The 26,261-nt window shown below is 47.8% G+C and carries 19 protein-coding genes, 1 pseudogene and 1 riboswitch; of the genes and pseudogenes, 8 read left to right on the top strand and 12 right to left on the bottom strand.

Annotated features, from left to right (window positions below):
- Nucleotides 1-233: 233 nt before the first annotated feature.
- From NSU00_RS02030 to helD, 3 genes are all read right to left on the bottom strand, one after another.
- Entirely contained in the window at nt 234-794 is a 561-nt protein-coding gene (locus tag NSU00_RS02030; RefSeq protein ID WP_026684237.1) for a glycerol-3-phosphate responsive antiterminator, read from the bottom strand.
- Nucleotides 795-1,138: 344 nt separating this feature from the next.
- Nucleotides 1,139-1,330 (bottom strand): hypothetical protein, encoded by a 192-nt coding sequence (locus tag NSU00_RS02025; protein WP_081110474.1) that lies wholly within the window; start codon nt 1,328-1,330, stop codon nt 1,139-1,141.
- 307 nt (nt 1,331-1,637) lie between these two features.
- Nucleotides 1,638-3,929: an RNA polymerase recycling motor HelD gene (gene helD / locus NSU00_RS02020; RefSeq protein ID WP_340703319.1), complete on the bottom strand. Its 2,292-nt coding sequence runs from the start codon at nt 3,927-3,929 to the stop codon at nt 1,638-1,640.
- Between the two features lie 550 nt (nt 3,930-4,479).
- On the opposite strand from helD, the gene NSU00_RS02015 reads away from it, so the two are divergent.
- Complete coding sequence (locus NSU00_RS02015) at nt 4,480-5,487, top strand: glycosyltransferase family 2 protein (protein WP_327077093.1); 1,008 nt, start codon at nt 4,480-4,482, stop codon at nt 5,485-5,487.
- A 275-nt stretch (nt 5,488-5,762) separates the two neighbouring features.
- On the opposite strand, the pseudogene NSU00_RS02010 reads toward NSU00_RS02015, so the two are convergent.
- Nucleotides 5,763-6,272 (bottom strand): annotated as a pseudogene (locus NSU00_RS02010) (SLC13 family permease); the annotation flags it as partial.
- Nucleotides 6,273-6,378: 106 nt separating this feature from the next.
- On the opposite strand from NSU00_RS02010, the gene NSU00_RS02005 reads away from it, so the two are divergent.
- The gene (locus tag NSU00_RS02005; protein ID WP_003352379.1) at nt 6,379-6,519 is read left to right on the top strand and encodes a ribbon-helix-helix protein, CopG family; all 141 of its coding nucleotides are present in this window, start codon (nt 6,379-6,381) and stop codon (nt 6,517-6,519) included.
- A gap of 157 nt (nt 6,520-6,676) precedes the next feature.
- Here the strand turns inward: NSU00_RS02005 and NSU00_RS02000 are convergent, their stop codons facing one another.
- Nucleotides 6,677-7,930 (bottom strand): ammonium transporter, encoded by a 1,254-nt coding sequence (locus NSU00_RS02000; protein ID WP_029142174.1) that lies wholly within the window; start codon nt 7,928-7,930, stop codon nt 6,677-6,679.
- Between the two features lie 276 nt (nt 7,931-8,206).
- Here NSU00_RS02000 and NSU00_RS01995 point away from each other — a divergent pair, with 276 nt between their 5' ends.
- Nucleotides 8,207-9,364, top strand: coding sequence for an iron-containing alcohol dehydrogenase (locus NSU00_RS01995; RefSeq protein WP_340703318.1), 1,158 nt, complete (start codon nt 8,207-8,209; stop codon nt 9,362-9,364).
- 328 nt (nt 9,365-9,692) lie between these two features.
- Here the strand turns inward: NSU00_RS01995 and NSU00_RS01990 are convergent, their stop codons facing one another.
- The gene (locus NSU00_RS01990) at nt 9,693-11,096 is read right to left on the bottom strand and encodes an amino acid permease (protein ID WP_340703317.1); all 1,404 of its coding nucleotides are present in this window, start codon (nt 11,094-11,096) and stop codon (nt 9,693-9,695) included.
- 499 nt (nt 11,097-11,595) lie between these two features.
- Between NSU00_RS01990 and NSU00_RS01985 the strand changes: the two genes are divergently transcribed.
- The 3 genes from NSU00_RS01985 to NSU00_RS01975 are packed head-to-tail and all read left to right on the top strand — an operon-like array spanning nt 11,596 to nt 14,485.
- Nucleotides 11,596-12,315: a (Fe-S)-binding protein gene (locus NSU00_RS01985; RefSeq protein ID WP_029142177.1), complete on the top strand. Its 720-nt coding sequence runs from the start codon at nt 11,596-11,598 to the stop codon at nt 12,313-12,315.
- 23 nt (nt 12,316-12,338) lie between these two features.
- Nucleotides 12,339-13,769 (top strand): LutB/LldF family L-lactate oxidation iron-sulfur protein, encoded by a 1,431-nt coding sequence (locus NSU00_RS01980; RefSeq protein WP_013858241.1) that lies wholly within the window; start codon nt 12,339-12,341, stop codon nt 13,767-13,769.
- Nucleotides 13,766-14,485, top strand: coding sequence for a LutC/YkgG family protein (locus NSU00_RS01975; protein WP_071452318.1), 720 nt, complete (start codon nt 13,766-13,768; stop codon nt 14,483-14,485). Before NSU00_RS01980 ends, NSU00_RS01975 begins: the two co-directional genes overlap by 4 nt.
- A gap of 65 nt (nt 14,486-14,550) precedes the next feature.
- Here the strand turns inward: NSU00_RS01975 and NSU00_RS01970 are convergent, their stop codons facing one another.
- Nucleotides 14,551-15,960: an amino acid permease gene (locus tag NSU00_RS01970; RefSeq protein WP_340703316.1), complete on the bottom strand. Its 1,410-nt coding sequence runs from the start codon at nt 15,958-15,960 to the stop codon at nt 14,551-14,553.
- Between the two features lie 502 nt (nt 15,961-16,462).
- Here NSU00_RS01970 and NSU00_RS01965 point away from each other — a divergent pair.
- Nucleotides 16,463-17,851, top strand: a complete 1,389-nt coding sequence (locus tag NSU00_RS01965; protein WP_029142180.1) for a hypothetical protein — start codon at nt 16,463-16,465, stop codon at nt 17,849-17,851.
- A gap of 1,737 nt (nt 17,852-19,588) precedes the next feature.
- Here the strand turns inward: NSU00_RS01965 and NSU00_RS01960 are convergent.
- Genes NSU00_RS01960 through NSU00_RS01940 form a run of 5 tightly spaced genes read right to left on the bottom strand, consistent with a single transcriptional unit; the run spans nt 19,589 to nt 23,933 of the window.
- Entirely contained in the window at nt 19,589-20,662 is a 1,074-nt protein-coding gene (locus NSU00_RS01960; protein WP_019720134.1) for an ABC transporter substrate-binding protein, read from the bottom strand.
- Nucleotides 20,659-21,468, bottom strand: a complete 810-nt coding sequence (locus NSU00_RS01955; protein WP_017553711.1) for an ABC transporter permease — start codon at nt 21,466-21,468, stop codon at nt 20,659-20,661. Before NSU00_RS01955 ends, NSU00_RS01960 begins: the two co-directional genes overlap by 4 nt.
- Before the next feature lie 3 nt (nt 21,469-21,471).
- A complete protein-coding gene (locus NSU00_RS01950; RefSeq protein ID WP_340703315.1) occupies nt 21,472-22,263 on the bottom strand; it encodes an ABC transporter permease in 792 nt (263 codons plus the stop codon).
- Nucleotides 22,260-23,360, bottom strand: coding sequence for an ABC transporter ATP-binding protein (locus NSU00_RS01945; RefSeq protein WP_017553709.1), 1,101 nt, complete (start codon nt 23,358-23,360; stop codon nt 22,260-22,262). Before NSU00_RS01945 ends, NSU00_RS01950 begins: the two co-directional genes overlap by 4 nt.
- A gap of 30 nt (nt 23,361-23,390) precedes the next feature.
- Complete coding sequence (locus NSU00_RS01940) at nt 23,391-23,933, bottom strand: helix-turn-helix domain-containing protein (protein ID WP_026684611.1); 543 nt, start codon at nt 23,931-23,933, stop codon at nt 23,391-23,393.
- A gap of 477 nt (nt 23,934-24,410) precedes the next feature.
- A riboswitch (Lysine riboswitch) is annotated at nt 24,411-24,605 on the top strand.
- A gap of 99 nt (nt 24,606-24,704) precedes the next feature.
- On the opposite strand from NSU00_RS01940, the gene NSU00_RS01935 reads away from it, so the two are divergent.
- Nucleotides 24,705-26,195, top strand: coding sequence for an amino acid permease (locus tag NSU00_RS01935; protein ID WP_340703314.1), 1,491 nt, complete (start codon nt 24,705-24,707; stop codon nt 26,193-26,195).
- Nucleotides 26,196-26,261 lie beyond the last annotated feature (66 nt).

Here is a 26,261-nt window from a genome sequence, read left to right as displayed (position 1 = left end):
TATGCGGATTTTCCTGATTTTGTTGAAAGAAGCGGGCACCCTTCTATTCCGAAAACATTTCCATTATTCGGCTGGTGCCCATTCGGCACCAATGGGAGAATGTTTCACATACCTGAAGTCCGCTTCCGCTTCTGGTTTGGGCTTCCCCGGAGTCATGCCAATATGCCTGCTGTACACCCGGGTGCCGCCCCATGCAAAAAAACGCTGCGGCCGCCCGGAACAGCCACCTGTCGTTATTTCTTTTCCAAAAAGGCTTCCCACAATTCCGTATCCGAGGTGGTGATGCCTTCTGCTCCGGCTTTCAATGCTTTTTCCACATCTTCCCGCGTACGGATCAACCCGCCTGCAAAAATTGGAATGCCAAGCCGTTCTTTTACTTCGGTAATCATCCATGGCGCGATGCCCGGCAAAACTTCAATATAGTCAGGTTTCGTCCGTTCAATTAATTTGTAACTTTTCTCAAGCGCATGCGAATCAATCAGGAACATTCTTTGGATCGACACGACTCCCCTTTGCTTTGCTTTTTGTATAACATTGGCTTTTGTTGATATCAGCCCGAAAGGTTGATACTCCTGGCATAAATATTCCGTTGCGTAATCATCACTCTTCAAGCCCTGGATCAAGTCCACATGGTAAATCATTTTTTTGCCTTCCGCCTTTGCCATTGCCGCAACGTATTTGAGTTGTGAGATGTGTAGTTCGAGAAAAATCCCGATTTCATAATCACTTTTTAAAAACCTTTCAAACTCCTTCATGTTGACAGAAGCCGGAAGAATTCTTTGAGAAAAGGCCATTTTTTCTCCTCCTTATGTTTATGCAAATTTAGTTTACCACGGAATACGGATGGTGCTCGTTTTGTATATGTCAAGATTTCCATGATATGTAAGAATGACCACAGTCATCTTAGATTACCTTGTAATGCCTGTATCAAAGAGCAAAAATTATTATTGGACTACTAAAAAATATGTTGACGAAGATAATGCCGCAGTATATGTAAAATGGAGTACAAAATTGTATTCAAATTCTTCGAGAACTAAGCTGGTAGGTTCATATGACGCTATAACTTCGTACATGGAATAACCAAGGCAACTGCCTTGGTTATTTACTTAAACAAAGCTGAAATAAAGAAAAATCAATATCAAACAAACAGTAACAACTTTTTTCTAATTGCCGCTTTTTTGTAAATTTCTATGATGAGGTGAACAAAAAAATAAAAGGCCAATATTAAAAGAGAAACATGAGCATGATCGAAAACTTCGAACAAAAGAACCAGCAGAAAAATCAAAAGCCACATATAGGTACCCATCCATATTTTAATAAACTTTTCCATAAGCTCCCCCCTAAAAAGTATTCGTTCTCTACTGTTTCTGCACCCAAGCTTTAAACTCCTGCTCAATTTCCTAGACAGGAATGCCTCTTTCATGACGTCCATCATACCCGCAAACGATTTAAAAAAAAACAAGAACAAGATTCTCAAGAACCATCCATGGAAAGCCATAAAACAAGTGTAATAGTCCCGTCCATTTGATTCCGCATCATAAACCTGATCAAACTATTTCAGCATGCCGTTTTACTTGCTGGATATGATCATGGCCGGCTGATGGGTTTAGCAGCAGCCGGCCATTGTTATCCTGTTTTTATTCCTTTACATATAGCGTCTCAGGCACTTTATCTAAAAGCGGTGTGACCGGACCGTTGCTGATAAGAGCAAGGTGATGCATTGCCCGCGTTCCGACGGTGTATAGCAGGGTGCGTTCTGCTTCATCTTTATACACAGACGCGGAAACATCAAGCACGATGACGCTGTCAAATTCCAGCCCCTTCGCAAGATAAGACGGGATCAGGATGATGCCTTCCGGAAGATCGCTGTATTCTTTTTCAATAAAGGCCAGATCCAGTTCTTTTCGCAATGTTTCATACGCTTCAGCACACTGCTTCCGTGACTTGCCGATGATCGCAACTGTATGGCTATCTTTTGCGTATTTTTTCGCAAACCGTACTACTTTTGCCAAAGCTTCTTCGTTGCCGCGGGCCACCGTAACAACCGGCAAATCGCCTTCGCGTTCAAACCATTCAATCTTCTCCCCGCCCGCTAAAATTTCTTTCGTAAAGCGGGTGATCTGGGCAGTCGAACGGTAGCTTTTCGTCAAGTATACGACCTGTGCTTTTTCTTCACCGAAAATCTCCTTGATCAGCTCCATCTGCGAACGGCCGCTTGTGCCGAATATGGACTGGTTCAAGTCGCCGAGCATCGTAAACTTGCTGTACGGGAACAAATAGCGCAAATAGGCAAGCTGGACCGGCGAATAATCCTGGATTTCATCAATAAACACATATTTGATCGAACTGCTCGTTGCTTTGCCTGTCAAAAGGTCAAAGAGATACAAAAACGGCACGGTATCTTCATAGGGCAGCCACCCTTCACGGAAAGCGGCGCGCGTTTTTGCATCAAGCCGTTCTTCCGCACCGGGAACAAATTCTGGTCCGCGCCGTAAAAAATCCAGATACTGCGCACGGATATGGAGATAATGGAACGTTTTAATTTGTTTCCGGATCGAGCTGAAGCGGCGGTTGACGATTTTACGCGCTAAAAATTCTTTTTCATCATCGGCCCCGCTGAACGCATCATTGTTCTTGCGCGATTTGCGCTCGGCATATTGATGGGCGGCAAGATAGGCTTCCGTCCCGAGCAGTTCCATTTCTTCTTCCACCCATGGCTTTTTCCGCTCTTCTTTTGCAATCTGTTCCAGTTCTTTCAGCAGCTTTTTGCTGACAAGCTGAAACCGGTTCGGCAGCGAGTAGCTTTGATCATAGGCATAAAACATCTCCGCAATTTTTTCCTTTGGCACGATCGTCTCGCCTTTAAAACGGATATCGCGGAAAAAGATGCCGCCGTTTAAAAGTTTTTCCGCATAATCCCGAACGGCATGGAAAAAGGCAAGGCTGCCTTTGATTTGTGCTTCTTTCCTATTTTCGGCTTTGCCTTCGAGCGCTTCTTCCATTTGCTCAAGCAGGCTTTCGACTTTCAGCTTTTTGCCGGCACGTGCCTGGGCAAATTCCAGGAAAGTCGTCTGCTGCATATTGTTTTCCCCGAGCTCCGGGAGCACTTTTGACACATAATGATTAAACAGCTGGTTCGGCGAAAATAAAACAATTTGCTCGGAATGGAGCGAATCGCGGTACCGGTACAGCAAATACGCAATCCGCTGCAGGGCAACCGATGTTTTTCCGCTTCCGGCGGCCCCTTGCACGAACAGAAGATTGCTTGAAACATCACGGATAATCCGGTTCTGCTCTTTCTGAATCGTCGCCACAATATTTTTCATATGGGTGTTTGCGTTTGCCCCAAGCATTTCCTGCAGCATTTCATCGCCGATCGAGATCCCGGTATCAAACATCGCTTCAATATGGCCGCGCCGGATTAAAAACTGCCGTTTCAAATCCATGATGCCTTCGCGCCTGCCGTCCGGCGCCTGGTACGAAACCGGGCCGGGCACCCCGTCATAGTAAATACTGGAAATCGGCGCACGCCAATCGTACACGAGATACTCATCCTCATCCCGGTAGGAAGCAATACCGATGTAGATGGGCTCGGAAGGTTCCCCTTCTTCATGAAAATCGACGCGGGCAAAATACGGCGAATAAATGAGGCGGTCAAGTTTTTTCACGTCTTTTTCCATATGCCCGTAGCTCCGTTCGCGTTCAGCAAGCAGTTCTGCCTGCTGGCGGACGCTCGCCGATGTTTCCACGACATCATCCGGCTCATCGAGGTTCACCGTTACGTCTTCCCAGAACGTATTGCGGATTTCCTGTGCCTCGCCGCGGACAGCCCTTACTTTGGAAAGCAGTGTTTCTTTTTCCTGCTTCATTTTTTCAATTGTATCATCAACGCGTTTTTGTTCCTTTAACCATTCTTCATCATGTGGCATAAAACCGGCCCCTTCCTGACAGTAAGAGTATAGAAAATTTTTCTTAAAAAAATGAACAAACTATCTTAGCTCTGTTGCCTGCTGTAAAAGTAGTCATCATGCAAATTGGCTTGATGTCAAAACATAAGTTCATTTTATATGGCATGAAGCGGTATACCCCGGCATCCCAACCAGTAGGGAAAAATGTAGCACCGCAAGCCAATAAATTTGACAATGGGATGAGGAGATGATATAATTAAGATGGTAAAATATATATTCCCCATCCGTTGCACTCCGCATCTTAGTATACCACGTTTCCGCCTGATTTTCCAATGTCTGGTCTGTTCTCTTTTACCATTCCATGTTTTTTTCCGTTCTGTTGCCTGCCACAAAAAGTAGGACTCATGCCGAATGGGTGCTCGGGGTTGATGTAAAAACTTAAGTTATTTTATAGAGAAGACCGCATAATCTCTCATCTTGCCATTCTTTTTCTCCATTTCCCTTTTTCAAGCATAAAGTGATTCACGCTGGCAAAACCTATCCGTAATACTGTTTGTTGGAGGTTGCTAACGTGGAAAATCCAGTACTGACCATTGTCGTTCCCTGTTACAACGAAGAGGCTGTTTTATACGAAACGGAACGCCAGCTGACGGAAATGGTGTATTCCTTGATGAACGAAGGCCTGATCAGCCCGAAAAGCAACATTTTGTTTGTGGATGACGGCAGCCGTGACCAAACATGGCCGATGATTGAAGAAATCACAAGGAAAAACCGGCTTGTCAAAGGATTGAAGCTTTCGCGCAATTTCGGGCACCAAAAAGCGCTGCTTGCCGGGCTTGAAAAAGCAAAAGAAGCGGCCGACTGCGTCATTTCCATCGATGCCGATTTGCAGGATGACATCTCGGTTATGCGCGAATTTCTATTAAAGTTCCACGACGGCTGCGACATTGTATACGGCGTGCGAAAAAAGCGCGAGAAAGATACCTTTTTTAAAAGAGCGACTGCCCAGGGGTATTACCGGGCAATGAAAAAACTCGGCGTCGATCTCGTATACAATCATGCAGATTACCGGCTGATGAGCAAGCGTGCGCTGGAGGAGCTTTCCCGCTTTCCCGAGCAAAATTTATTTTTGCGCGGCGTAATGCCGTTAATCGGCTTGCAAACGGCTGAAGTGCTTTATGACCGGAAAGAACGGGCAGCCGGCGAGAGCAAGTATCCGCTCAAAAAAATGCTGGCGTTCGCCTTTGACGGCCTTACTTCTTTCAGTGTGGTGCCGATCCACTTTATTACCCTTGTCGGTTTGTTTACTTTTTTATCAAGCACCATTGCCGGCTTGTATGCACTTTTTGTAAAAGTTTCCGGCCATGCGGATGACGGCTGGGCTTCGATTATTATCTCCATTTGGTTTTTAGGCGGCTTTATGTTGATGAGTATGGGGTTAATCGGCGAGTATATCGGTAAAATTTACCAGGAAACAAAAAGGCGTCCGCGCTACACGATTGCGCAGGATGCACAGCAGGAGACAATCAGCCAGCAATTGTTGCGGACACAGCAGGATTCGGCAAAAAGGATTAATTGACAAGCCTGTTGTCGCTTTTTACGTCGTATCAGAAGCGGTGGTTGGCTTGTTCCACCCCGCCGCTTCCTTCTATCTCGCTTTTTTGGGAAGCCGTGTTTTCGTATGCGGCAAAGCACCTCGGTGAACGCGTAAACACGGGCTTCTTTTCTTTCAGGTCATTTTACGAAAAGAGCCGCGAAAACCACAGACCAGCCTGTAAGAACCGGAACCAAACGCAGGCGTTACCTCAAGTGCAAAAAAGCGAAAGGCACACATCATCCTTTCCCTTTTCCTGCTTAAAATGGAATCACCCCAATCGCCAATGCCACAATGATCATAACGAGGGCCGATGCGCACGCCCATTTTAAGAAAGCACGCTGCAAATCGCCAAACTCGGCGCCGATCATGCCGACCAGCAAATAGGTGGACGGGACGAGCGGGCTTAGCAAATGGACCGGAAGCCCGAGCAGCGATGCCCTGCCAATTGCCTCCGGGCTAATGCCGTACGCTGCAGCTGCTTTCGCAACGAGCGGGAGAACCCCGTAATAAAACGCATCATTGGACATGAAAAAGGTAAACGGTGCACTGATGACTGCCGTGATGACGGCAAAATGCGGTCCCCAGGCTGCTGGAACGTGGGTAATCAATGTGTTTGCCATTGCATCAACCATTTTTGTCCCGGACAAAATGCCTGTAAAAATCCCGGCTGCAAAAATCATCCCCACAACCGACATCGCATTTCCGGCGTAGGCGGCCACCCTTTCTTTCTGGACATCCATATTCGGATAACAAACGAAACTTGAAAGCTTTGTTTTGCTTGGCCATATCCATTCACCTCACTTTGTGCGGAAAAATTTCGTATATATTGATTATATCGTAAAAAATCCGTACAATCAATATGAGGTGATAATCATGAGAGAAGAGAAAGAACGTGTAGAAATTCGTATGCCTAAGACGATATTAGAAAAATTGGAGCAATATCAAAAAGAAAATGGGATTCCAACTAGAACAGCCGCAATCTTAGAATTGTTGAGAAAAGGATTGGAAAAATAACTTTGGCTAAAGCCAACCGAAATTCATCTCCCACCTACTCATTGGTGCGATTCGCACCTTCACATTCCTTGAGGATGGGAGACTTCTTTCAGAAAGCCGTTAAAAGCCGCCGGGAATGTCCCGGCAGCTGGAAAAAGGCGGATATGCCCGCCCTCTATTATTTTGCTGCAGCCTGTTCGTAAACCCCCTCTTCGTACGGCTGTCCATAAGCATGTTCGCCGTGCAACGTGATATCAAGGCCTCTTTTTTCCGATTCTTCATCAACGCGGATCGGCATAAACAATTGGATCGCTTTGATGATAATAAAGGAGGCAATGCCGACGAAAATATAGGTGGACACAATGGCGACGAGCTGCTTCCAGACGAGCGACGGATCGCCGTAGAACAAGCCGTTCGCGCCGGCGGAGTTGACCGCTTTGGAGGCGAACAGGCCGGTTGCAATGCCGCCCCATGTGCCGCCGATACCGTGAATGCCGAATGCATCCAGCGTATCATCATAGCCGAGTTTCGACTTCAAATACGTGACGCCCCAGAAGCAGACGATGCCGCCAACCAGGCCGATCAAAATCGATGCCATTGGTGTTACAAACCCGGCTGCCGGTGTGATCGCTACGAGCCCTGCAATGCCGCCCGAGATCGCACCTGACAATGTCGGCTTTTTATTGACAATCCATTCCACCGCGGCCCAGCCGATTAACCCGCAAGCCGCCGCTGTATTGGTATTGATGAAAGCATACATGGCAACTTCGTTTAACGATAAGGCACTTCCGACGTTAAATCCGAACCACCCGAGCCAAAGGAGGCTGCCGCCGATCAGGACAAGCATTAAGTTATGCCGCCCGGTTTCGGATTCTTTCCGTTTGCCGAGTACAAGCGCGAGGATGAGGGCCGCCACGCCGGAAGAAATATGAACCACATTGCCGCCTGCAAAATCAAGTGCGCCAAGGTTGCGGATCCAGCCGCCGACGCCCCATACCCAGTGGGCAACAGGCGCATATACGAGCACGCACCATAAGGAAATGAAAATCAAGTATGCCGAAAACCGCATCCGCCCGACAAAACCGCCTGAAATAATGGCAATGGTTAAAACCGCAAACGTCATTTGGAACATCATGAATAAGTTATGCGGAATCGTCGCGCTGTAATCTGCATTCGGTTTAAAGGTGACATCGTGCAGCCCCGCCCAGCTTAAATCGCCGAGAATCGCGTTGCCGCCGGTTGAAAATGCCAGCGAGTAACCAACAAGAATCCATAATACCGATACAATGCCAAGCGAACCGAAGCTGTACATCGCGGTGCTTAGAACGTTTTTGCTTTTCACCATCCCCCCGTAAAACAGCGCAATCGCAGGTGTCATAACCCAAACAAGCGCCGTCGATACAAACATAAAGACCGAATCTGCAGGAACCATTTGCCTCTTCCTTTCTGATGTTAGATTTTATAACGTATCTTTGTTATATAAATTATCATATGTGATGTCAGCCATTTTTTCAATACTTTTTCGTTAATTTTTTTAAAATTTTTATATTTCTTGTCAGGTTTTCTTACAAACCTGTCAGAATGCGCTTTCAGTACACAAATCATTACAGATGGGGGCTGTTTTCCTCATGCAAGCTTTTAAAATGATTGGTACATCCTAAAATGTGGTACAATCTGTCTGTAAAACTCCAAAGAAAGAAGGAATTGAATGAACCCGTTTACGTTTTATAACCCGACTGAACTGATTTTCGGAAAAGGGCAGCTCGAAAAGCTTAATGAAAAAATTGACCAGCTTGGCAAACGGATTTTGCTTGTATATGGCGGCGGCAGCATCAAACGTTCCGGCTTGTACGATAAATTGCAGGCGATTTTTGAGAAAAAAGGCTGCCATGTGCGCGAACTTGCGGGTGTTGAACCGAATCCGCGCCTGTCCACTGTTAAAAAAGGCATCTCCCTGATCCGCGAAAATGAACTCGACTGGATTCTTGCTGTCGGCGGCGGCAGCGTCATCGACTGCTCGAAAGCAATCGCAGGCGGCGCCCTGTATGACGGCGATGTATGGGATTTTTACGAAAGAAAGGCAAAAGTGGAAAAAGCGCTTCCGCTTGGCACTGTGCTGACGCTGGCTGCGACGGGTTCAGAGATGAACAAAGGCTCCGTTATTACGAACTGGGAAACACAGCAAAAACACGGAGCGAGCATGACTTTCCCGGCGTTCTCGATTTTAGACCCGGAAAATACGTTTACCGTGCCGCGCAACCAGACTGTTTACGGCATTTCAGATACGCTCTCGCACGTATTTGAGCAATATTTTTCGCATACAACAGAAATTCCGTTGCAAACCGGCTTTGCGGAAACGATTATGAAAACCGTGATCGAAAATGCGCGCAAAGTGCTGCAAAACCTTGAGGACTATGATGCACGCGCAAACTTAATGCTGAGCTCCACTTTTGCGCTTAACGGCCTGCTTGCGGCCGGCGTGGAAACCGACTGGGCAACGCACTCGATTGAACATGCCGTCAGCGCTGTTTACGATATCCCGCACGGCGGCGGGCTTGCGATCATCTTCCCGAACTGGATGAAGTACGTCTATAAAGAAAATATCCCGCGTTTCAAACGGTTTGCCGTTGAGGTATGGGGCGTGGATCCTGCAGGGAAAACGGATGAGGAAATTGCACTTGCCGGCATCGATGCAGTTCGCGCTTTCTTTAACGAAATCGGCGCGCCAAGCCGGCTTGCAGATTACAATATCGGCGATGACAAGCTCGACGTCATGGCGGAAAAAGCTTTGCCATTCGGCCCGATCGGCAACTTTAAAAAACTGGGCAAAGAAGATGTGCGGGAAATTTTGAAGATGAGTTTGTAAAAAGAAAAGGATGTCCTTTATGAGGACATCCTTTTCTTATTGGCGGAAGCCTGCGACATGACGGGATTAAAACCTGCCTCCGCTTCCGAATCATCTGTCCATAGCGGGCCGTTGGAAATCGGCCAAGAATGGAGACTGCGAAACGGGGATTGAAAACCGCCTCTGTTCCAATCATCTGGCCATAGTGTCGATCCATTGGAATCCGGTACAAGAATCGAAATGGGGGTTGAACCCGTCTCCGTCCAAATCATCTCGCAATAGCGGTGGCCGGGTGACTAGCCTAAGCAAAGGAACCCCGTCAGGAAGCAGTTTTCCCAACGGGTCGCAGTTACTCCAGCACCTCTTTATATACTTTATTTTCCCGCATCAAAACCGGGTATAAAACCAGGCCGATGACAAACAGCCCGATGCCGAGGAAGAACGTTTTTAAATCGGCAGTGCCGGTAATGATGACCCATACCGAATACACTAGCGCAATACCGGTAATGATACCGTCCGTTGTGCGCGCGCCTAGCGACGTATAAGTTTCACCGGCTGCCACCAGCTTCAACTGGTAAATAACCGATACAAGATACGGAATCAAATAGGCCAGTGTTGCCACAACAATGGCAAAATCATATGCTTCCGAAATGGTGTCCGATACAGTGGAAAATAAAAAGATTTGCGTCATCATATTCGTTACCAATAACGAACGGGACGGCGATCCTTTTCTGTTCGTTTTCCCGAAAAATGCCGGAAAAAGGCCGGCCTTTGCCGCCTGGTACGGCACTTCGGAGCTGACAATAATCCAGCCTACCGTGGAACCGAACAAGGAAATGAGCGCCAGTGCGGCTAAAATATACTGGCCGTTTGCACCGAGCACCTGGCCGAGCGCATCGACAAGCGGCTTATGCGAGACGCGCAGTTCAGCCTGGGACAAAGCGCCCATTGTCAGCAGGGTAATGCCGACATAAATCAAGATCGAGATCAAAAGGCCCAGAAGTGTTGCCTTTTTCACATCTTTTTGTGATTTGGCGCGGTTTGACAGCATCACCGCCGATTCTATCCCGATAAACGCCCACAATGTGGAGATGGCGCCGCCGTTAATTTGCCCGAAGAGAGAAACGGCGTGGCCGTCCGCATCGGTAAAAGCTTTCGCATTGCCGAAGTTCGCGGCATCGAATGCAAAAACGGTAATGACGATAAACATCATAAAGCCGAGCACTTTTGTGACCGTCGCCACAAGATTCATTTTTCCGCCGCTGTTAAAGCTATGCGACAGGATCCATTGAATCCCCCATAGCATCACTGTACACACGGCAAATGTCAAAAATTTCCCGTCCTCCATTTGGAAAGATCCGAGCGAAAACAAGATTTTCGTGCTTTGCATAATCGGGAAAAATGTCGTTAAATAACCCGCAAACGAAATAATGACGGAAGCCGTTGCCGCCCAGTTGGCTGCCCAGTAGCCCCATGCCATGCTGTAGCCGGCGACCCGGCCGGCCTGCTTCGATTTAAAAAGCGACTGTGCGTAGCTTTGCGGCCCTGCTTTCAGTTCCGGTTTCCGGATGGCCAGGTTTCCGAACACGAGCGCAATCATCAAAACGCCAAAGCCGGTCAGAACCCATGCAAGTGTTGAACCGAGCGCCCCGGCCTTATTTGCGAGATTGGCCGGCAGCATGAAGACCCCGCCGCCTACCATATTGCCAACAACGAACGTGGTTAAAGTCCAAAGTCCCCATTTTTTATTCATGTATATTCACCCTCTGTGTTGGTTTGGTTTCGCTCCATTTCATGTCATTATTTTAACGTATTTCTTTAGTTTGGTAAAGTGATAAATTACTAATGTGGTAAAATTATAGTCTGGTAAGAAAAGGAATTTGACAGGAAGCCTGGAAGCGCACAAACCAAAACCGGCAAGATGCCAGGCCAAGATCAATTGGCAATGCTGCGGGATGAAGAGAAAAGGAAACGCAAACCGATCCCGGAAAAAACCTGATGCCCAAGCTTGCGACCGTACCGAAAAAAAGCGGCAAATCAGGTGTTTTATTTGTATTTTTCCATTAAAATGAATATATAGAATGGACTTAACTTTTCAATTCCGAAACAGGAATCAATCAGGCTTGCCGTTTTATACGGCAAAAGTTTTAAATCCTATATTTCTTTCATTGCCAAGTTTTCACTATAAGGAGTATAATAACAGTAATCCGGTCATCTGATGATTGGCCTAATACTTTAAGAAGGTGAATATTGTGAGAGTGAGTTTGTTCATCACTTGCCTTGTCGATATGTTCAAAGCGGACGTCGGGAAAGCAATGGTGGAAGTGCTGGAGCGGCAGGGCTGTGAAGTTGATCTTCCAAAAGGCCAGATCTGCTGCGGGCAGCCGTCCTATAACAGCGGTTATCTGGAAGATACAAAGCCTGCGATGAAACAAATGATGAAAGCATTTGAAAACGCAGATTACGTCGTATCCCCTTCCGGCTCATGCGCATACATGTTTAAAGAATACCCGGAAATTTTTGCGGGCGACCCGGTGTGGGAACCAAAAGCAAAAGCGCTCGCTGCAAAAACATACGAATTTACACAATTTCTCGTGGATGTATTAAAAGTGGAAGATGTCGGGGCAAGCCTGCACGCAAAGGCCACCTACCATCCATCATGCCATATGACGCGCCTGCTCAAGGTAAAAGACGCGCCTATGAAACTGTTAAAACATGTGGACGGCCTTGAATTTGTGCCGCTGCCTAATGCATTGTCATGCTGCGGATTCGGCGGCACATTTTCCGTGAAAATGAGCGAAATCTCCGAGCAAATGGTGGACGAAAAAGTGGAGCACGTCGAAGAAACCGGCGCCGACGTTTTAATCGGCGGCGACTGCGGCTGTTTAATGAATATTGGCGGCCGGATGACGCGTAAAGGAAAACCGATAAAAATTATGCATATTGCTGAAGTTTTGAACAGCAGGGATTAAAAAACGGCAAAGGGGTGAAAAAAATGGGTTTATCGATTAGTGATGAAAAATTTAAAGGCAGGGTCGAAGAAGGCATCAACGATGATTTTATGCGCGGTGCCGTCCGAAGTGCCCAGGAACGGCTGCAAACCAACCGGCTGGCAGCGGCCAATGAACTCGGAAACTGGGAAGAATGGCGTTCGCTCGGCGAAGAAATCCGCCAGCATGTTTTAAACAATCTGGACTATTATCTATATCAATTAAGCGAAAATGTATCGAAACGCGGCGGCCATGTCTTCTTTGCCCAGACCGCTGAAGAAGCGAGCCGGTATATTAAAGAAGTCGTGCAGAAAAAAAACGCGAAAAAAGTGATTAAATCGAAATCGATGGTGACGGAAGAAATCGGCATGAACGAAGCCCTGATGGAAGCGGGCAGCACTGTTGTCGAATCCGACCTCGGCGAGTACATTTTACAGGTGGCCGGCGACCATCCTTCCCATATCGTCGCGCCAGCTTTGCACAAAAACAAAGATCAAATCCGTGACGTGTTCCGCGACCGCCTCGGCTATACCGGCACAGAAAAACCGGAGGAGCTGGCCGCGTTTGCACGTAAAGTTTTGCGCGAAGAATTTTTATCAGCGGAAATCGGGATTACCGGCTGCAACTTTGCCATTGCCGAAAGCGGATCGGTCGGCCTTGTCACAAATGAAGGGAATGCCGACATGGTCACAACCCTTCCGAAAACACAGATCGCTGTGATGGGGATGGAACGGCTTGTCCCGACTTACGAAGAGTTTGAAGTTTTGGTGAGCCTATTAACGAGGAGCGCGGTCGGTCAGCGGCTGACGAGTTATATTACAACCGTGACCGGCCCGAAAGAAGCAGGAGAAGTCGACGGGCCGGAAGAATTCCACCTCGTGATCGTCGACAACGGGCGTTCCGATATTCTCGGGACGGAATTCCAACAGGTGCTGCAGTGCATCCGCTGTGCAGCCTGCATCAATGTTTGCCCGGTTTACCGGAATATCGGCGGCCATTCGTATGGCTCCATTTACCCGGGACCGATCGGCGCGGTATTAAGCCCGCTTTTAGGCGGATACGACAAATACAAAGAACTCCCGTACGCCTCTTCGCTTTGCGGCGCCTGCACGGAAGCCTGCCCGGTGAAAATTCCGCTGCATGAGCTTTTGATCAAGCACCGCCAAGTGATCGCGGAAAAAGAAAAACGCTCGCCGGTAGCGGAACGGCTGCTGATGAAAGCATTCGGTGTCGGCGCTTCAAAACCCGGGCTTTACGGGGCAGGGGCAAAAATGGCTTCCAAAGTCGTCCGCCCGTTTTTAAAAGACGATTTGATCCACAAAGGGCCTGGCCCGATGAAACCGTGGACGGATGTGCGCGATTTCCCTGCGCCGAACAAAGAACCTTTCCGCGACTGGTTTGAAAAGCGGGAAAAAGACAGGGGGCAGAAAAAATGAACGGAGCCATCCAAAACCGGGATGCATTTTTAAAAAATATTGCCGGCAGGCTCGGCCGCAAGCCGGTTGTATCCGGTGTTGCCCGCCCGGATTACAAGCACAAGCCGCAATATGATGTACTGCCAAATGCAAGCCAGGAGGAACTGCTGGAAGTATTGCGCCAGCAGTCGCTCAGTGTCCATGTTGATTTTTTTGAAACGGATGCAAAAACTTTGCCCGGAAAATTAAACGAAGTCGTGGAACTGTACGGCGGCGGACCTGTCTCGCTTTGGAATGACAGGCGGTTTGGGGAATTCGGTTTAACCCCGCTGATTGAGGAAGGCTGGCCGAAATTGGGAATTGAAACCCATGTCTGGGATCCCGAAATCGGCGAAAAAAATATCGCGCTGTGCGAGAAAGCGAATGTCGGGATTACGTTCAGTGATATCACACTGGCGGAATCCGGCACGGTGGTTTTATTCAGCAGCAAAGAACGCGGCCGGTCGGTCAGCCTGCTGCCGAAAACCTATATCGCGATTGTGCCGAAAAGCACGATTGTCCCGCGTATGACGCAGGCCGCCTTAAAGATCCGCGAAAAAATCAAAAACGGGGAAACCGTCCCGTCGTGCATCAATTTTATTACAGGCCCAAGCAACTCCGCTGACATTGAAATGAATTTGATCGTCGGCGTCCATGGGCCAGTTAAAGCAGCTTATATTGTCGTAAACGATCAATAACAAAACGTAAAAAAATTCAAAAAATAGATGGCCTGCTGAAACAGGCCATCTATTTTTTTTGGATTTTATGCTGTTTTTTTCGCTCCCTGCTGCAGCTCACTGTGGCGGATACTGTATCCGAAGTAAATGACCATGCCGATTGCGAACCAGACAGCGAAACGGATCAAAGTTGCCGGCTGCAGGCTTGCGATCAGGATGGTGCAACAAATCGCGCCAAGGGCTGGCAGGACTGGCACAAGTGGCGCTTTAAACGGGCGTTCCAGATCCGGGCGTTTATATCGGAGCACGATGACTGCCACGCATACAATCACAAATGCAGCAAGCGTCCCAATATTGGTCATCTCAGCCACGATATTGATCGGCAGGAACCCGGCTGTGACCGCGGTTACGATCGCGACCAGAACGGTTGAAGTCGCCGGGGTTTTTCTCCTTTCACTGACTTTTGAAAAAATTTTAGGCAAAAGTCCATCACGCGACATGGCAAACAATACACGCGTCTGCCCGTATGCCATGACAACCAATACGGAAGTAATCCCGCAAATGGCCCCGACGGAAACCAGTGCCGCACCCCAGTGAATGCCGATTTGCTGCAATGCATAAGCAACTGGAGCAGAAGCAGCTTCCGGCCTGCCGAAAATGCTGAATTTGACAACGCCTGTCAAAATGGCGGAAACGATGATATACAACACGGTACAAATTAACAAGGAGAACAAAATTCCACGTGGCACGTCTTTTTGCGGGCGGCGCGTTTCTTCCGCAGCTGTCGACACAGCATCAAAACCGATGTAAGCAAAGAAAATAACCGCTGCGCCCGAAAGCACGCCTTTAAACCCGAACGGCATGAACGGATGCCAGTTGACCGGTTTTACATGCCCGACAGCAAGCACGACAAACAACAGGACAACGGCCACTTTAATGGCTACGATGATGCCGTTCAGGCGGGATGTCTGCTGGACCCCTGAATACAACAGCCAGGCAACCAAAGTGATGATGAGAATGGCCGGCAGGTTGACAATGCCGCCGTCCATCGGTGCAAGCGTCAGCGCTTTTGGCAGATGGACCCCGAGATTTCCGAGCAGGTTCACGGCGTATCCGGACCAGCCGATCGCAACGGTCGCAACCGCCAGGCCGTATTCCAAAATTAAATCCCAACCGATAATCCATGCCCAAAATTCACCCAGCGCCGCATACCCGTAAGTATAAGCACTTCCGGCAACCGGCACCATTGATGCAAATTCTGCATAACACAAGGCAGCAAATCCGCATGCGAGGCCCGACAGGATAAAGGAAATGACGAGTGCAGGGCCGGAATAGTTTGCTGCTGCCACACCTGTCAGCACGAAAATGCCTGTGCCGATAATGGCGCCGATCCCAAGCAAAGTGAGATCGAGTGCACCAAGCGCTTTTTTCAGCCCTTGCTTGCCCTGGGTCTCTTCTACAAGGTTTGCGATTGCTTTTGTCTGAAAGATGCTCATCTCTCATCCTCCCCAAAATTTTTGTATAATTGCATATCTCTATTATACTTTTCATTGAAAATTTATCAATATAGAAATATAACAAATTAATAAAAAATTTTGATTGTAAGAAATTGTAACCCTTATCACTCTTTTTCAGCCTGACCGGATATATCCGTATTGGTTTGCCGGCAGCAAAAACTGTTGTATTTGCATCGTAATAGAACATGGCAGCGTAAAAACTTTGCATATGAAATAAAAGAACGTCCGCGAAGCTTTTTCGTGAAGGCCCCTGATACGTTTACCCGGGGCCGGGTAAGCATATCAATTCGCAATTTAACCCTGCGGCGGGCTTTTGCCACGGATCTTTTGCCTGCCAACGGTGGTTCAGCGCCAAAAACGGGCCTAAAATCTTTCTTGGAACAACCCGCAATCCTTCAAAATCGTGAGCCTGCTACGGAATATCCGATGGTCGCAATCCCGCTCTCGTATGGTATAATCAAACTATCAAGGAGGGGATTTTATGGCAGCCCAATTGACCATTACAGACCGCAAACACGTGATTCACGCGGATATAGAAAGGATGGCCGTTTTTTTGCAGGGCAAATTTGTCGAGGCAACCGGTGATGATGGCCGCCTGTGGTATGTGATTTTTTACAAGGACCATTATTTGAACGCGGTACCCGCCGCCAAAATGAAACGGCAGTCCGCAGTGGCGCAGGCTTTCCGTGACTGCATTGTGCTGGAGCCTCCCCATCCGCTGATTGATTTGCTTTTCCAGCCGGGTTGCTCTTTTAAAACCGTTCATTTTGCCCAGCTTACCGGCAAAATGGAGAAACTGTTCCCGCCACTTGAAGCCGCCTGGATTGCCACGTTTTTCGAATCGTTTGTCCCGAAACGGAAGCTCTTTGAATATATCCAGTCCATCTTTTACGAATACCGCCGCAACGGCCAGCTATTGCAGTGCGCGCGCATCCTCCGCATCTTAAAAGATTTTGCGCCGAAGCAAAGCTGGGTCAAGCAAATGTCCCGCGATTTAAATCTGATTAAGTACGACAAACTCTTTCAATCCTATTCACCCGAACTGATCCGGAAAGACCCCCTTTATGCCGAAAAACTTTTATATGAGAAAATGCCGGATACCGATGCTTTTGCAAAACTTTGCAGCCTGCTGCGGGCGCAAAACCGGTGGGCGGACGAAATCGCGTTAAGCCTTGAACAGATGGAGGCGGCGCCATCCGATGCCGGTTACAAAGCCCTTCTTGAGCGGCTGGAGGCGCTTTTTGAACAGGCGGAAAAAATGGCCATTTTGGAAAATCTTTATGCCCGCATCCGGCAGTTTGAACCGCTGCAGCAGGATTTACTGAAGTTTTATATTGAGACAAAACAACTGGAAAAAATGATCCCGATGATGCTTGAGGAACAGATTCAGCTTAGTGCGAAACAGGCGGAAAAAGTGGAAAATATGCTTGAATCATGGAGCCCGGATGGCCATACAGATGTGGAAACGCTGAACCGGCTTGCCCCACTTTTTTCCGGGCACCCGGCACAGGCAGAGAAATTTGCGGCAAAGTGCATTTCATATTTGTTACAGCACCGGGACACTTCCTATATAATGGAATGGCTGCTTCCGTTCAAGAAAGCAGCGGGGCATTTGCCGGCCATCCGCAAAGTGGAGCAAATGCACCAAATGGCGGACGATCCCGACAAGCAATCGCTGCTCGGAGAATTGTATTTTGAATTTGGGCAATACGACAAGGCGCTTGACTGTTTCAGCTGGGAAATGGAGTTGCGGGAAAACGACCCAACCCCGGTCAAATGGTTGTCAAAAATTTATCACGAACTCGGCATGCAGGCGGAATCGAATGCATACCGGAATTTGTATATTGATATGGAAAAACGAAGAGCGTAAGGCGAAAGTGGGGCCAGACCCTGCTTTTTTTATGGCCAAGAACGCGGGTCGCCCAAATGGCTGCGATGAAGGATATTTCCGGGGGTGAGCGGGGTCCCTTTTGTCTTTCATAACCACGATGAAGGACATTTCTATTGGCGGGCGGGTCCCTTTTGTCCTTCATGCCCGCTATGAAGGACATTTCCGCGGGCTACCGTCTCTTTTTTGTCTTTCATTCAATTGATGAAAGACATTTGGACACTCGAACGATCCCCTTTTGTCTTTCATAACTTTGATGAAGGACATTTCTGCCGTCGGGCGGGGCCCTTTTGTCCTTCATGCCCGCGATGAAGGACATTTCCGAGGGCTGACGTCTCTCTTTTGTCTTTCATTCAATTGATGAAAGACATTTGGACCCTCGATCGCTTCTCTTTTGTCTTTCATAATCTCGATGAAGGACATTTCTATTGGCGGGCGGGTCCCTTTTGTCTTTCATGCCCGCTTTGAAAGACATTTCTGGGGGCGGGCAGGGAACACTTTTGTCTTCATACCTGTGATGATCATGTTCGGGATGCTCCTTTTGGTTTTTTGGAGAGCTCCAAAAGGACATTTTGGGGGCTAACCGGGTTCCTTTTGTCCTTTTGAACTCTCCAAAAAGACATTTCGAACACTACCCAAGCCACTTTTGTCCTTTTGAACCCTCCAAAAAGACATTTTGAACACCAACCAGGCCACTTTTGTCTTTTTGAAACCTCCAAAAGGACATTTCGATCGCTACCCGGGGTCCTTTTGTCTTTTTGAAGCCTCCAAAAGGACATTTCGATCACTGACCAAGCTGCTTTTGTCCCTTTGAGCCCTCCAAAAGGACATTTCGATCACTGACCGGGGTCCTTTTGTCTTTTTGAAGCCTTCAAAAGGACATTTCGATCACCAACCAGGCCACTTTTGTCTTTTTGAAGCCTCCAAAAGGACATTTCGATCGCTGCCCAGGCCGCTTTTGTCCTTTTGAAACCTCCAAAAGGACATTTTGACCACTACCCAAGCTGCTTTTGTCCTTTTGAGCCCTCCAAAAGGACATTTCGAACACTGCCCGGGTTCCTTTTGTCCCTTTGAGCCCTCCAAAAGGACATTTCGAACACCAACCAGGCCACTTTTGTCTTTTTGAAGCCTCCAAAAGGACATTTCGATCGCTGCCCAGGCCGCTTTTGTCCTTTTGAAACCTCCAAAAGGACATTTTGACCACTACCCAAGCTGCTTTTGTCCTTTTGAGCCCTCCAAAAGGACATTTCGAACACTGCCCGGGTTCCTTTTGTCCCTTTGAGCCCTCCAAAAGGACATTTCGAACACCAACCAGGCCACTTTTGTCTTTTTGAAACCTCCAAAAGGACATTTCGATCGCTGCCCAGGCCGCTTTTGGCCTTTTGAAACCTCCAAAAGGACATTTTGACCACTACCCAAGCTGCTTTTGTCCTTTTGAGCCCTCCAAAAGGACATTTCGAACACCAACCAGGCCACTTTTGTCTTTTTGAAACCTCCAAAAAGACATTCCGAATACCAACCAAGCCGCTTTTGTCCCTTTGAGCTCTTCAAAAGGACATTTCGAACACTACCCAAGCCGCTTTTGGCCTTTTGAAACCTCCAAAAAATATCTCAATCACCACCCGAGTGATGTCCGTGCCCGCTGGAAAAGACATTCAGCCGGTTATTTTCGCCCGTGATCAACTTGAAAGCCGCCCCGCGGATTCGGGACGGCTTTCGTTATTTGGTATGCATTTTAAATTCCAAAAACAGCTCATTATAGCGGGCGAGTTTTTTCTTGCCAAGATTTTTATATACTTCGAGTTTCTTTGTAAGTGCAGCGTCCGGATAAAAACGGCGGTCGCCGGAAATCGATTTTGGCAAAAGCTGCAAAGCCGCTTGGTTCGGCGTTGAATAACCGACGTACTCGGCGTTTTGCGCGGCATTTTTCGGATCGAGCATAAAATTGATAAACTTCAGGGCGCCATCTACGTTTTTCGCTGTTTTCGGGATAACCATGTTGTCGAACCAGAGATTGGAGCCTTCGCTCGGCACAACATAGTTCAGCTTTTTATTCTCCGACATGATTTCAGCCGCATCTCCCGACCAGACAACCCCGAGCGAAGCTTCTCCATTGGCCAGCAGCATCTTGATTTCATCACCGACGATCGCTTTCACATTCGGCATCAGCCGGTCAAGTTTTGCTTTTGCCTGCTGCAAATGTTTTTCATTCGTGTCATTCAACGAGTAATGCAGGCTGTTGAGCCCCATCCCCATCACTTCGCGGGCGCCGTCCACAAGCAGAATCTGATTTTTCAAATCGGGATCCCACAGGTCATCCCAGCTTGTAATTTTTTTGCCGCCGAGCATGCTTGAATTGTATACAATCCCGACCGTCCCCCAGAAATAAGGCACCGAGTATTTATTTCCCGGGTCAAACGGCAAATCCATAAAGCGCGGGTCGATATATTTCAAGTTCGGCAACTTCGAATGATCAAGCGGAATCAGCAAGTTCTCCTTTTTCATCTTTTCGATCATATATTCGGACGGAACCGCAACATCAAACGTTGTGCCGCCCTGGGAGATTTTCGTCATCATGGCTTCGTTCGAATCGAAAGTCTGGTAAATGACTTTGATGCCGGTCTGCTTTTCAAATTTCTTAATCAAGGCGGGGTCGATATAATCCCCCCAGTTGTAAATCGTAAGCGTATTGCCGCCTGCGTAGCCTTCCGTTTGGTTCATGCGCCCGGCGAGAAACTGCAGGGCAAGGGCAACCACGAGTATCGCAATGAAAACACGCAACAACTGTTTCATCTTTTAACCCCCATTCCGTTCGTGCGGGCCTGGCGCTGGTTAATAAGGTAGTACCCGATCACAAGGATAATGGAGAAGAAAAAGAGCAGCGTTGACAGCGCGTTAATCGTGAGTGAAATCCCCTGGCGCGCCCGTGAATAAATTTCAACGGAAAGCGTGGAATAGCCGTTCCCGGTGACAAAAAAGGTGACGGCGAAATCATCGAGCGAATACGTGAGCGCCATGAAAAAACCGGCAAAAATACCGGGCGTAATATACGGGAGAATCACTTTTGACAACACATCCCACTGGCTCGCCCCGAGGTCGCGCGCCGCATCCATCAAAGTCGGGCTCATTTCCTGCAGTTTCGGCAGCACCATCAACACAACAATCGGAATGCAAAAAGCGATGTGCGAAACGAGAACAGACGTAAAGCCGAGCTTGATTCCTGCAATCGTAAATAAAATCAGAAACGAAGCGCCGATAATGACGTCCGGGCTTACGATCAGCACATTATTGAGCGAAAGCAGCGCATTTTTCGTTCTTCTTCTTTTCACAAACCGGATCGCGAGCGCCCCCATCACACCGATCACCGTTGAAATCGCGGATGCGAGAAGCGCAATCACAAGCGTGTTGATGACAATGATCACAAGGCGCGTGTCCTGGAACACTTCCTTGTACCATTCCCATGTAAAACCGGTAAATTCATGCATGTTCCCTGCTTTGTTGAACGAATAATACATTAAATAAAAGATCGGCGCGTAAAGGACGATAAATACAAATATCAGATACAAGTTTGACCATTTCCATCTTTTTCTCAACTTCATCCCTCACTTCCGGTTGCTGGTCACAATCATAATGACGACCATGGCAATGATTAAAAAGACGGCGATCGTGGACCCCATCCCCCAATCCTGTGTGACAAGGAAATGCTCTTCAATTGCCGTACCGAGCGTAATGACACGGTTTCCCGCAATCAGGCGCGTAATCATAAAGAGTGACAGAGACGGAATAAAGACCGCCTGGCACCCCGATTTGACGCCGTCCAGCGTGAGCGGAAACACAACGCGGCGGAACGTGGTCCATTTCGAGGCGCCAAGATCGCGTGCCGCATCCATAAAGACCGGGTTCAGTTCTTCAAGCGCGTTATAAATCGGCAAAATCATAAACGGGATAAAAATATAAGTGGACACAAACAAAAAGCTGAAGTCTGTAAATAAAATCTGCTTTTGCCCAATGCCAATCCATTCAAGAAACGAGTTGGCCGGGCCGAATGTGCCGAAAATCCCGAGAAACGCATACGCTTTTAACAACAAATTGATCCATGTCGGCAAAATGATTAATAAGAGCCAGAGCTGCTTATGCCGCGATTTTGTCAAAAGATAGGCGGTCGGATACGAAATTAAAAGCGTAAACGCCGTAATCAAAAATGCATACCAAAAAGAGCTCAGCGCCATTTTCAAATAAACGGGCGTAAAAAATTTTTCATAGTTGACAAGCGACAAATGCCCTTCAATATCAAAAAAAGAATAATAGAGAATGAGCAAAATCGGTGAGACTACAAAAAGAAGGATCCACAGCAAATACGGAACGAGATAAAAAGCGCGTGCATTCACTTTCATGGCCGGACCTCATCGTACGCTTCCAAGCGCCGGTCGAATTCCTCTTCCGTTTCGCCGAATCTCATCACGTGGATCGCTTCCGGTTCAAAATAAAGGCCGATCGTATCCCCGACTTTTGCTTTTTTTGTCGAGTGGACAAGCCATTCATTTCCCTCTTCATCGTAGCAGCAAATTTCATAATGGACGCCGCGGAACAGCTGGGTATCCACCCGCACTTTCAAATTTCCTTTTTCCGGCGTCGTGATCTCCAGGTCTTCCGGGCGGATGACAATTTCAACCGGCTCGTTCGGGTTAAGGCCGCGGTCTACGCATTCAAACGCACGGCCGTTAAATTCCACAAGATAATCGCGGATCATTTTCCCCGGAAGGATATTGGACTCACCGATAAAGTCCGCCACAAAGCGGTTGATCGGTTCATCATAAATATCGGTCGGCGTCCCGCTCTGCTGAATTTTCCCGTTATTGATGACAAAAATTTCATCGCTCATCGCAAGCGCTTCTTCCTGGTCGTGCGTGACAAAAATAAACGTAATGCCAAGGCGGCGCTGCAGTTCGCGCAGTTCATACTGCATCTCTGTCCTCAGCTTCAAATCCAAAGCGGAAAGCGGTTCGTCCAGCAAAATCACTTCCGGTTCATTGACAATCGCGCGCGCAATCGCGACCCGTTGCCGCTGCCCGCCTGACATTTCGCTGATTTCCCGGTTTTCATAGCCTTCCAGGTTCACAAACTTCAAGGCTTCTTTTACTTTTTGGTCAATCACAGCCGCCTTCATTTTTTTAATGCGCAGCCCGAACGCGACGTTTTCATACACATTTAAATGCGGAAACAGCGCATAATCCTGGAAAACGGTATTGACCTGGCGCCGGTTGGCCGGAACGTCATTCACGATTTTTCCGTTGATGTAAATATTTCCTTTTGTCGGCGCAATAAATCCTGCAATCAGGCGCAAAATGGTTGTTTTCCCGCAACCCGACGGCCCGAGCAGGGTGTAGAATTTTCCGCGTTCAATTTCAAAACTGACGTCATCCAAAATAGCAGGATCATCGTCGTATTGTTTCGTGACATGGTCAAAACGAATGATGATATCGCTGTTCATTGCTGTCCTCCTCTTCTTTCCGCATGCAGCCTACAGATACGATTCCGTGGCAACGAGCACAAGCCTGGACCGGCCTTCCGCGTCATTCAGTATCTGATGCTCATCGGATGCATGATAATAAATGGCTTCTCCGGCTTTCGCACGGTACAGGCGTTTGCCAAGCCGCACCGCAATCCGGCCTTCTAATACATAGGCAAAGGTTTCCGATAAAGAAGGTTCAAAGGTTTTAAACTCCCCTTTTTCCTCAAGCGTGAGCAGGATCGGTTCCATTTCCTTTTCATTCGACTCCGGGACGAGCCACTGGATTTTATACCCGCGCTCTTCATCGAGATAATCGGTCTGGTCTTCTTCCCCGTATACCACTTTTTGTTCACGCTCTTCTTCATCAAAAAATTCTTTTGGCGTGCAGCCAAGCACTTCCAATATATTAAAAAACGTGTCAATCGAGGGGGAGCTTAAATCCCGCTCAAGCTGGGAAATGTAGCCTTTGCTTAAATCCGTGCGCTCTCCAAGTTCCTCCTGGGTGAGTCCTTTTTTCAACCTTAAGTTTTTAATCTTTTTCCCAATTTCCATCATAAGCCCTTCCCATTTGTTTAGCATTTGTAAACTCAAAGGCAAGGAAGTTCTGTTTTATTAAACTTTAAGTTTACTTTCATTTGTATTATATAAAAAAGCAGGCAGATGTAAAGGCCTTTTTGAAAAAAAACACGAATCAGGCTGTCATCCTGCCTGTTTGTACACGCGGAAAAACGGTAGACCCTCCTTTTCAGCCAACGAACCATCCCAATCAGGCGTTTGCAGTTTTCGCACGGAGAGGCAGATGTTTGCCAATAAGCCTGTATATAAAATGGACAAAATATTGCCGCGCTGTTGCCCGCTGCAAAAAGTCAATCATGCAAATTAGTGCCGGGCTTGATGTAAAAACTTAAGCCCATTTTATATCCCATATATTTTTGCCACCCCGTTCTGCTTCCTTTTCTATTGATTTTCCCTAAAAAAATAACTATAATAATATGTAAATCAAATGGAATAAAAAATCCTCATCAAATCCGGTGAGGTAGAGGTCGCAGCTTTTATGAGTAAATCGGACGAGACACGGGTAAAGTTTAAGACTCCGGTTGAAAGGAAAAGCTGCCGAAACGTGGTGCCGGATCCCGCGGTGCCATGTTGGGGCTGTTTCCGAACAGGAACAGAACTGTCACATATGCGATTTCCCCCCCGCATATGTGTTGAGCTATCTTCGGAAGGTTGATGGAGGGTATACGCTTTGATGCCGCGTCTCCACGACTGCGGCATTTTTGTTTATTCCCTGCTCCTTCCTATATAAAAAGGAGTGAATCAAGGATGGATGACTTCTATCATGGGCAAAGCACTGCAGCCGGAGCGGTTCCCGTTGCAAAAAAGGGTGAATTGACGAAGCTGAAGCGGAAATTAAAATCCCGCCACCTGACCATGATTTCCCTCGGTGGATCAATCGGAACCGGGCTTTTTCTGGCAAGCGGCGGGGCAATCCACAGCGCGGGGCCTGGCGGTGCGCTTCTCGCTTATGCATTAATCGGCGTCATGGTGTACTTTTTAATGACAAGCCTTGCAGAAATGGCCGCCTACATGCCGGTTGCAGGCACCTTCAGCACGTACGCAACAAAATTTGTTGATCCGGCACTTGGATTTGCGCTTGGCTGGAACTATTGGTACAACTGGGCGATCACGATCGCAGCCGAATTATCAGCAGCAACCATTATCATGAAATTCTGGTTCCCGCACATGCCTTCGATCGTGTGGAGTGCGGCTTGCCTTCTCATCATGTTCTTATTAAATTATTTATCTGTAAAAGGGTTCGGGGAAGCTGAATACTGGTTTGCAATCATTAAAGTCGTAACCGTCATTGCCTTTATCATTGTCGGCGCACTGATGATTTTCGGGATTATGGGCGGAAAAACAATCGGCTTTTCTAACTTTACGATTGCAGACGGCCCAGTCCACGGCGGATTCCTGGCCGTGCTCGGGGTTTTTATGGCAGCCGGGTTTTCATTCCAGGGAACAGAACTGCTCGGGGTTGCGGCCGGTGAAAGCGAAGATCCGGAAAAGACCATTCCGCGTGCTGTGAAATCTGTATTTTGGAGAATCTTGCTTTTCTATATTCTGGCGATTTTTGTCATCGGCCTGTTGATTCCGTTCACGGATTCGAGATTAACCGCCGATGACATTACGATGAGCCCGTTCACAATTGTATTTCAGCGTGCCGGCATTGCTTTTGCGGCTTCTGTCATGAATGCGATTATTTTAACGGCTGTTCTTTCTGCCGGCAACTCGGGCATGTACGCGTCAACGCGGATGCTCTGGGAACTTGCGCGCGACGGCAAAGCGCCGAAATTCCTCGGGAAACTGAATAAACGCGGGGTGCCGGTGAATGCACTGATTGTCACTGCGCTTGTCGGAACGGCTGCTTTCCTTGCATCTTTCTTCGGCGACGGGGCAGTGTACAACTGGCTCCTGAACGCATCCGGCTTATCCGGCTTTATCGCCTGGCTCGGCATTGCCATCAGCCATTACCGATTCCGCCGTGCATATGTAGCACAAGGCAAAGCTTTGAGCGACCTGCCTTACCGTTCAAAATGGTTCCCATTCGGCCCGCTATTTGCGTTTGCCGTTTGTACGGTCGTCATTCTCGGGCAAAACTACCAGGCATTTTTGGGAGACCATATTAAGTGGGGAAGCGTATTTGTCTCGTATATCGGCCTCCCCATCTTTATTGCCGTATGGCTCATTTATAAATGTGTGAAAAAGACAAAAGTCGTTTCTTTACAGGAATGCGATTTTAACCGGGAATCCTAAAGGAAAAACCTGCGGTGGCTGCCGCAGGTTTTTCCTTTCATCTGAAACTTACTTTTAACATAAATT

This window comes from Weizmannia sp. FSL W8-0401, from assembly GCF_038009125.1.
Taxonomy (GTDB): Bacteria; Bacillota; Bacilli; order Bacillales; family Bacillaceae_C; genus Weizmannia; species Weizmannia coagulans.
Note: the sequence above shows the minus strand (reverse complement) of the source record. Positions and strands in the feature narration are given on the sequence as shown.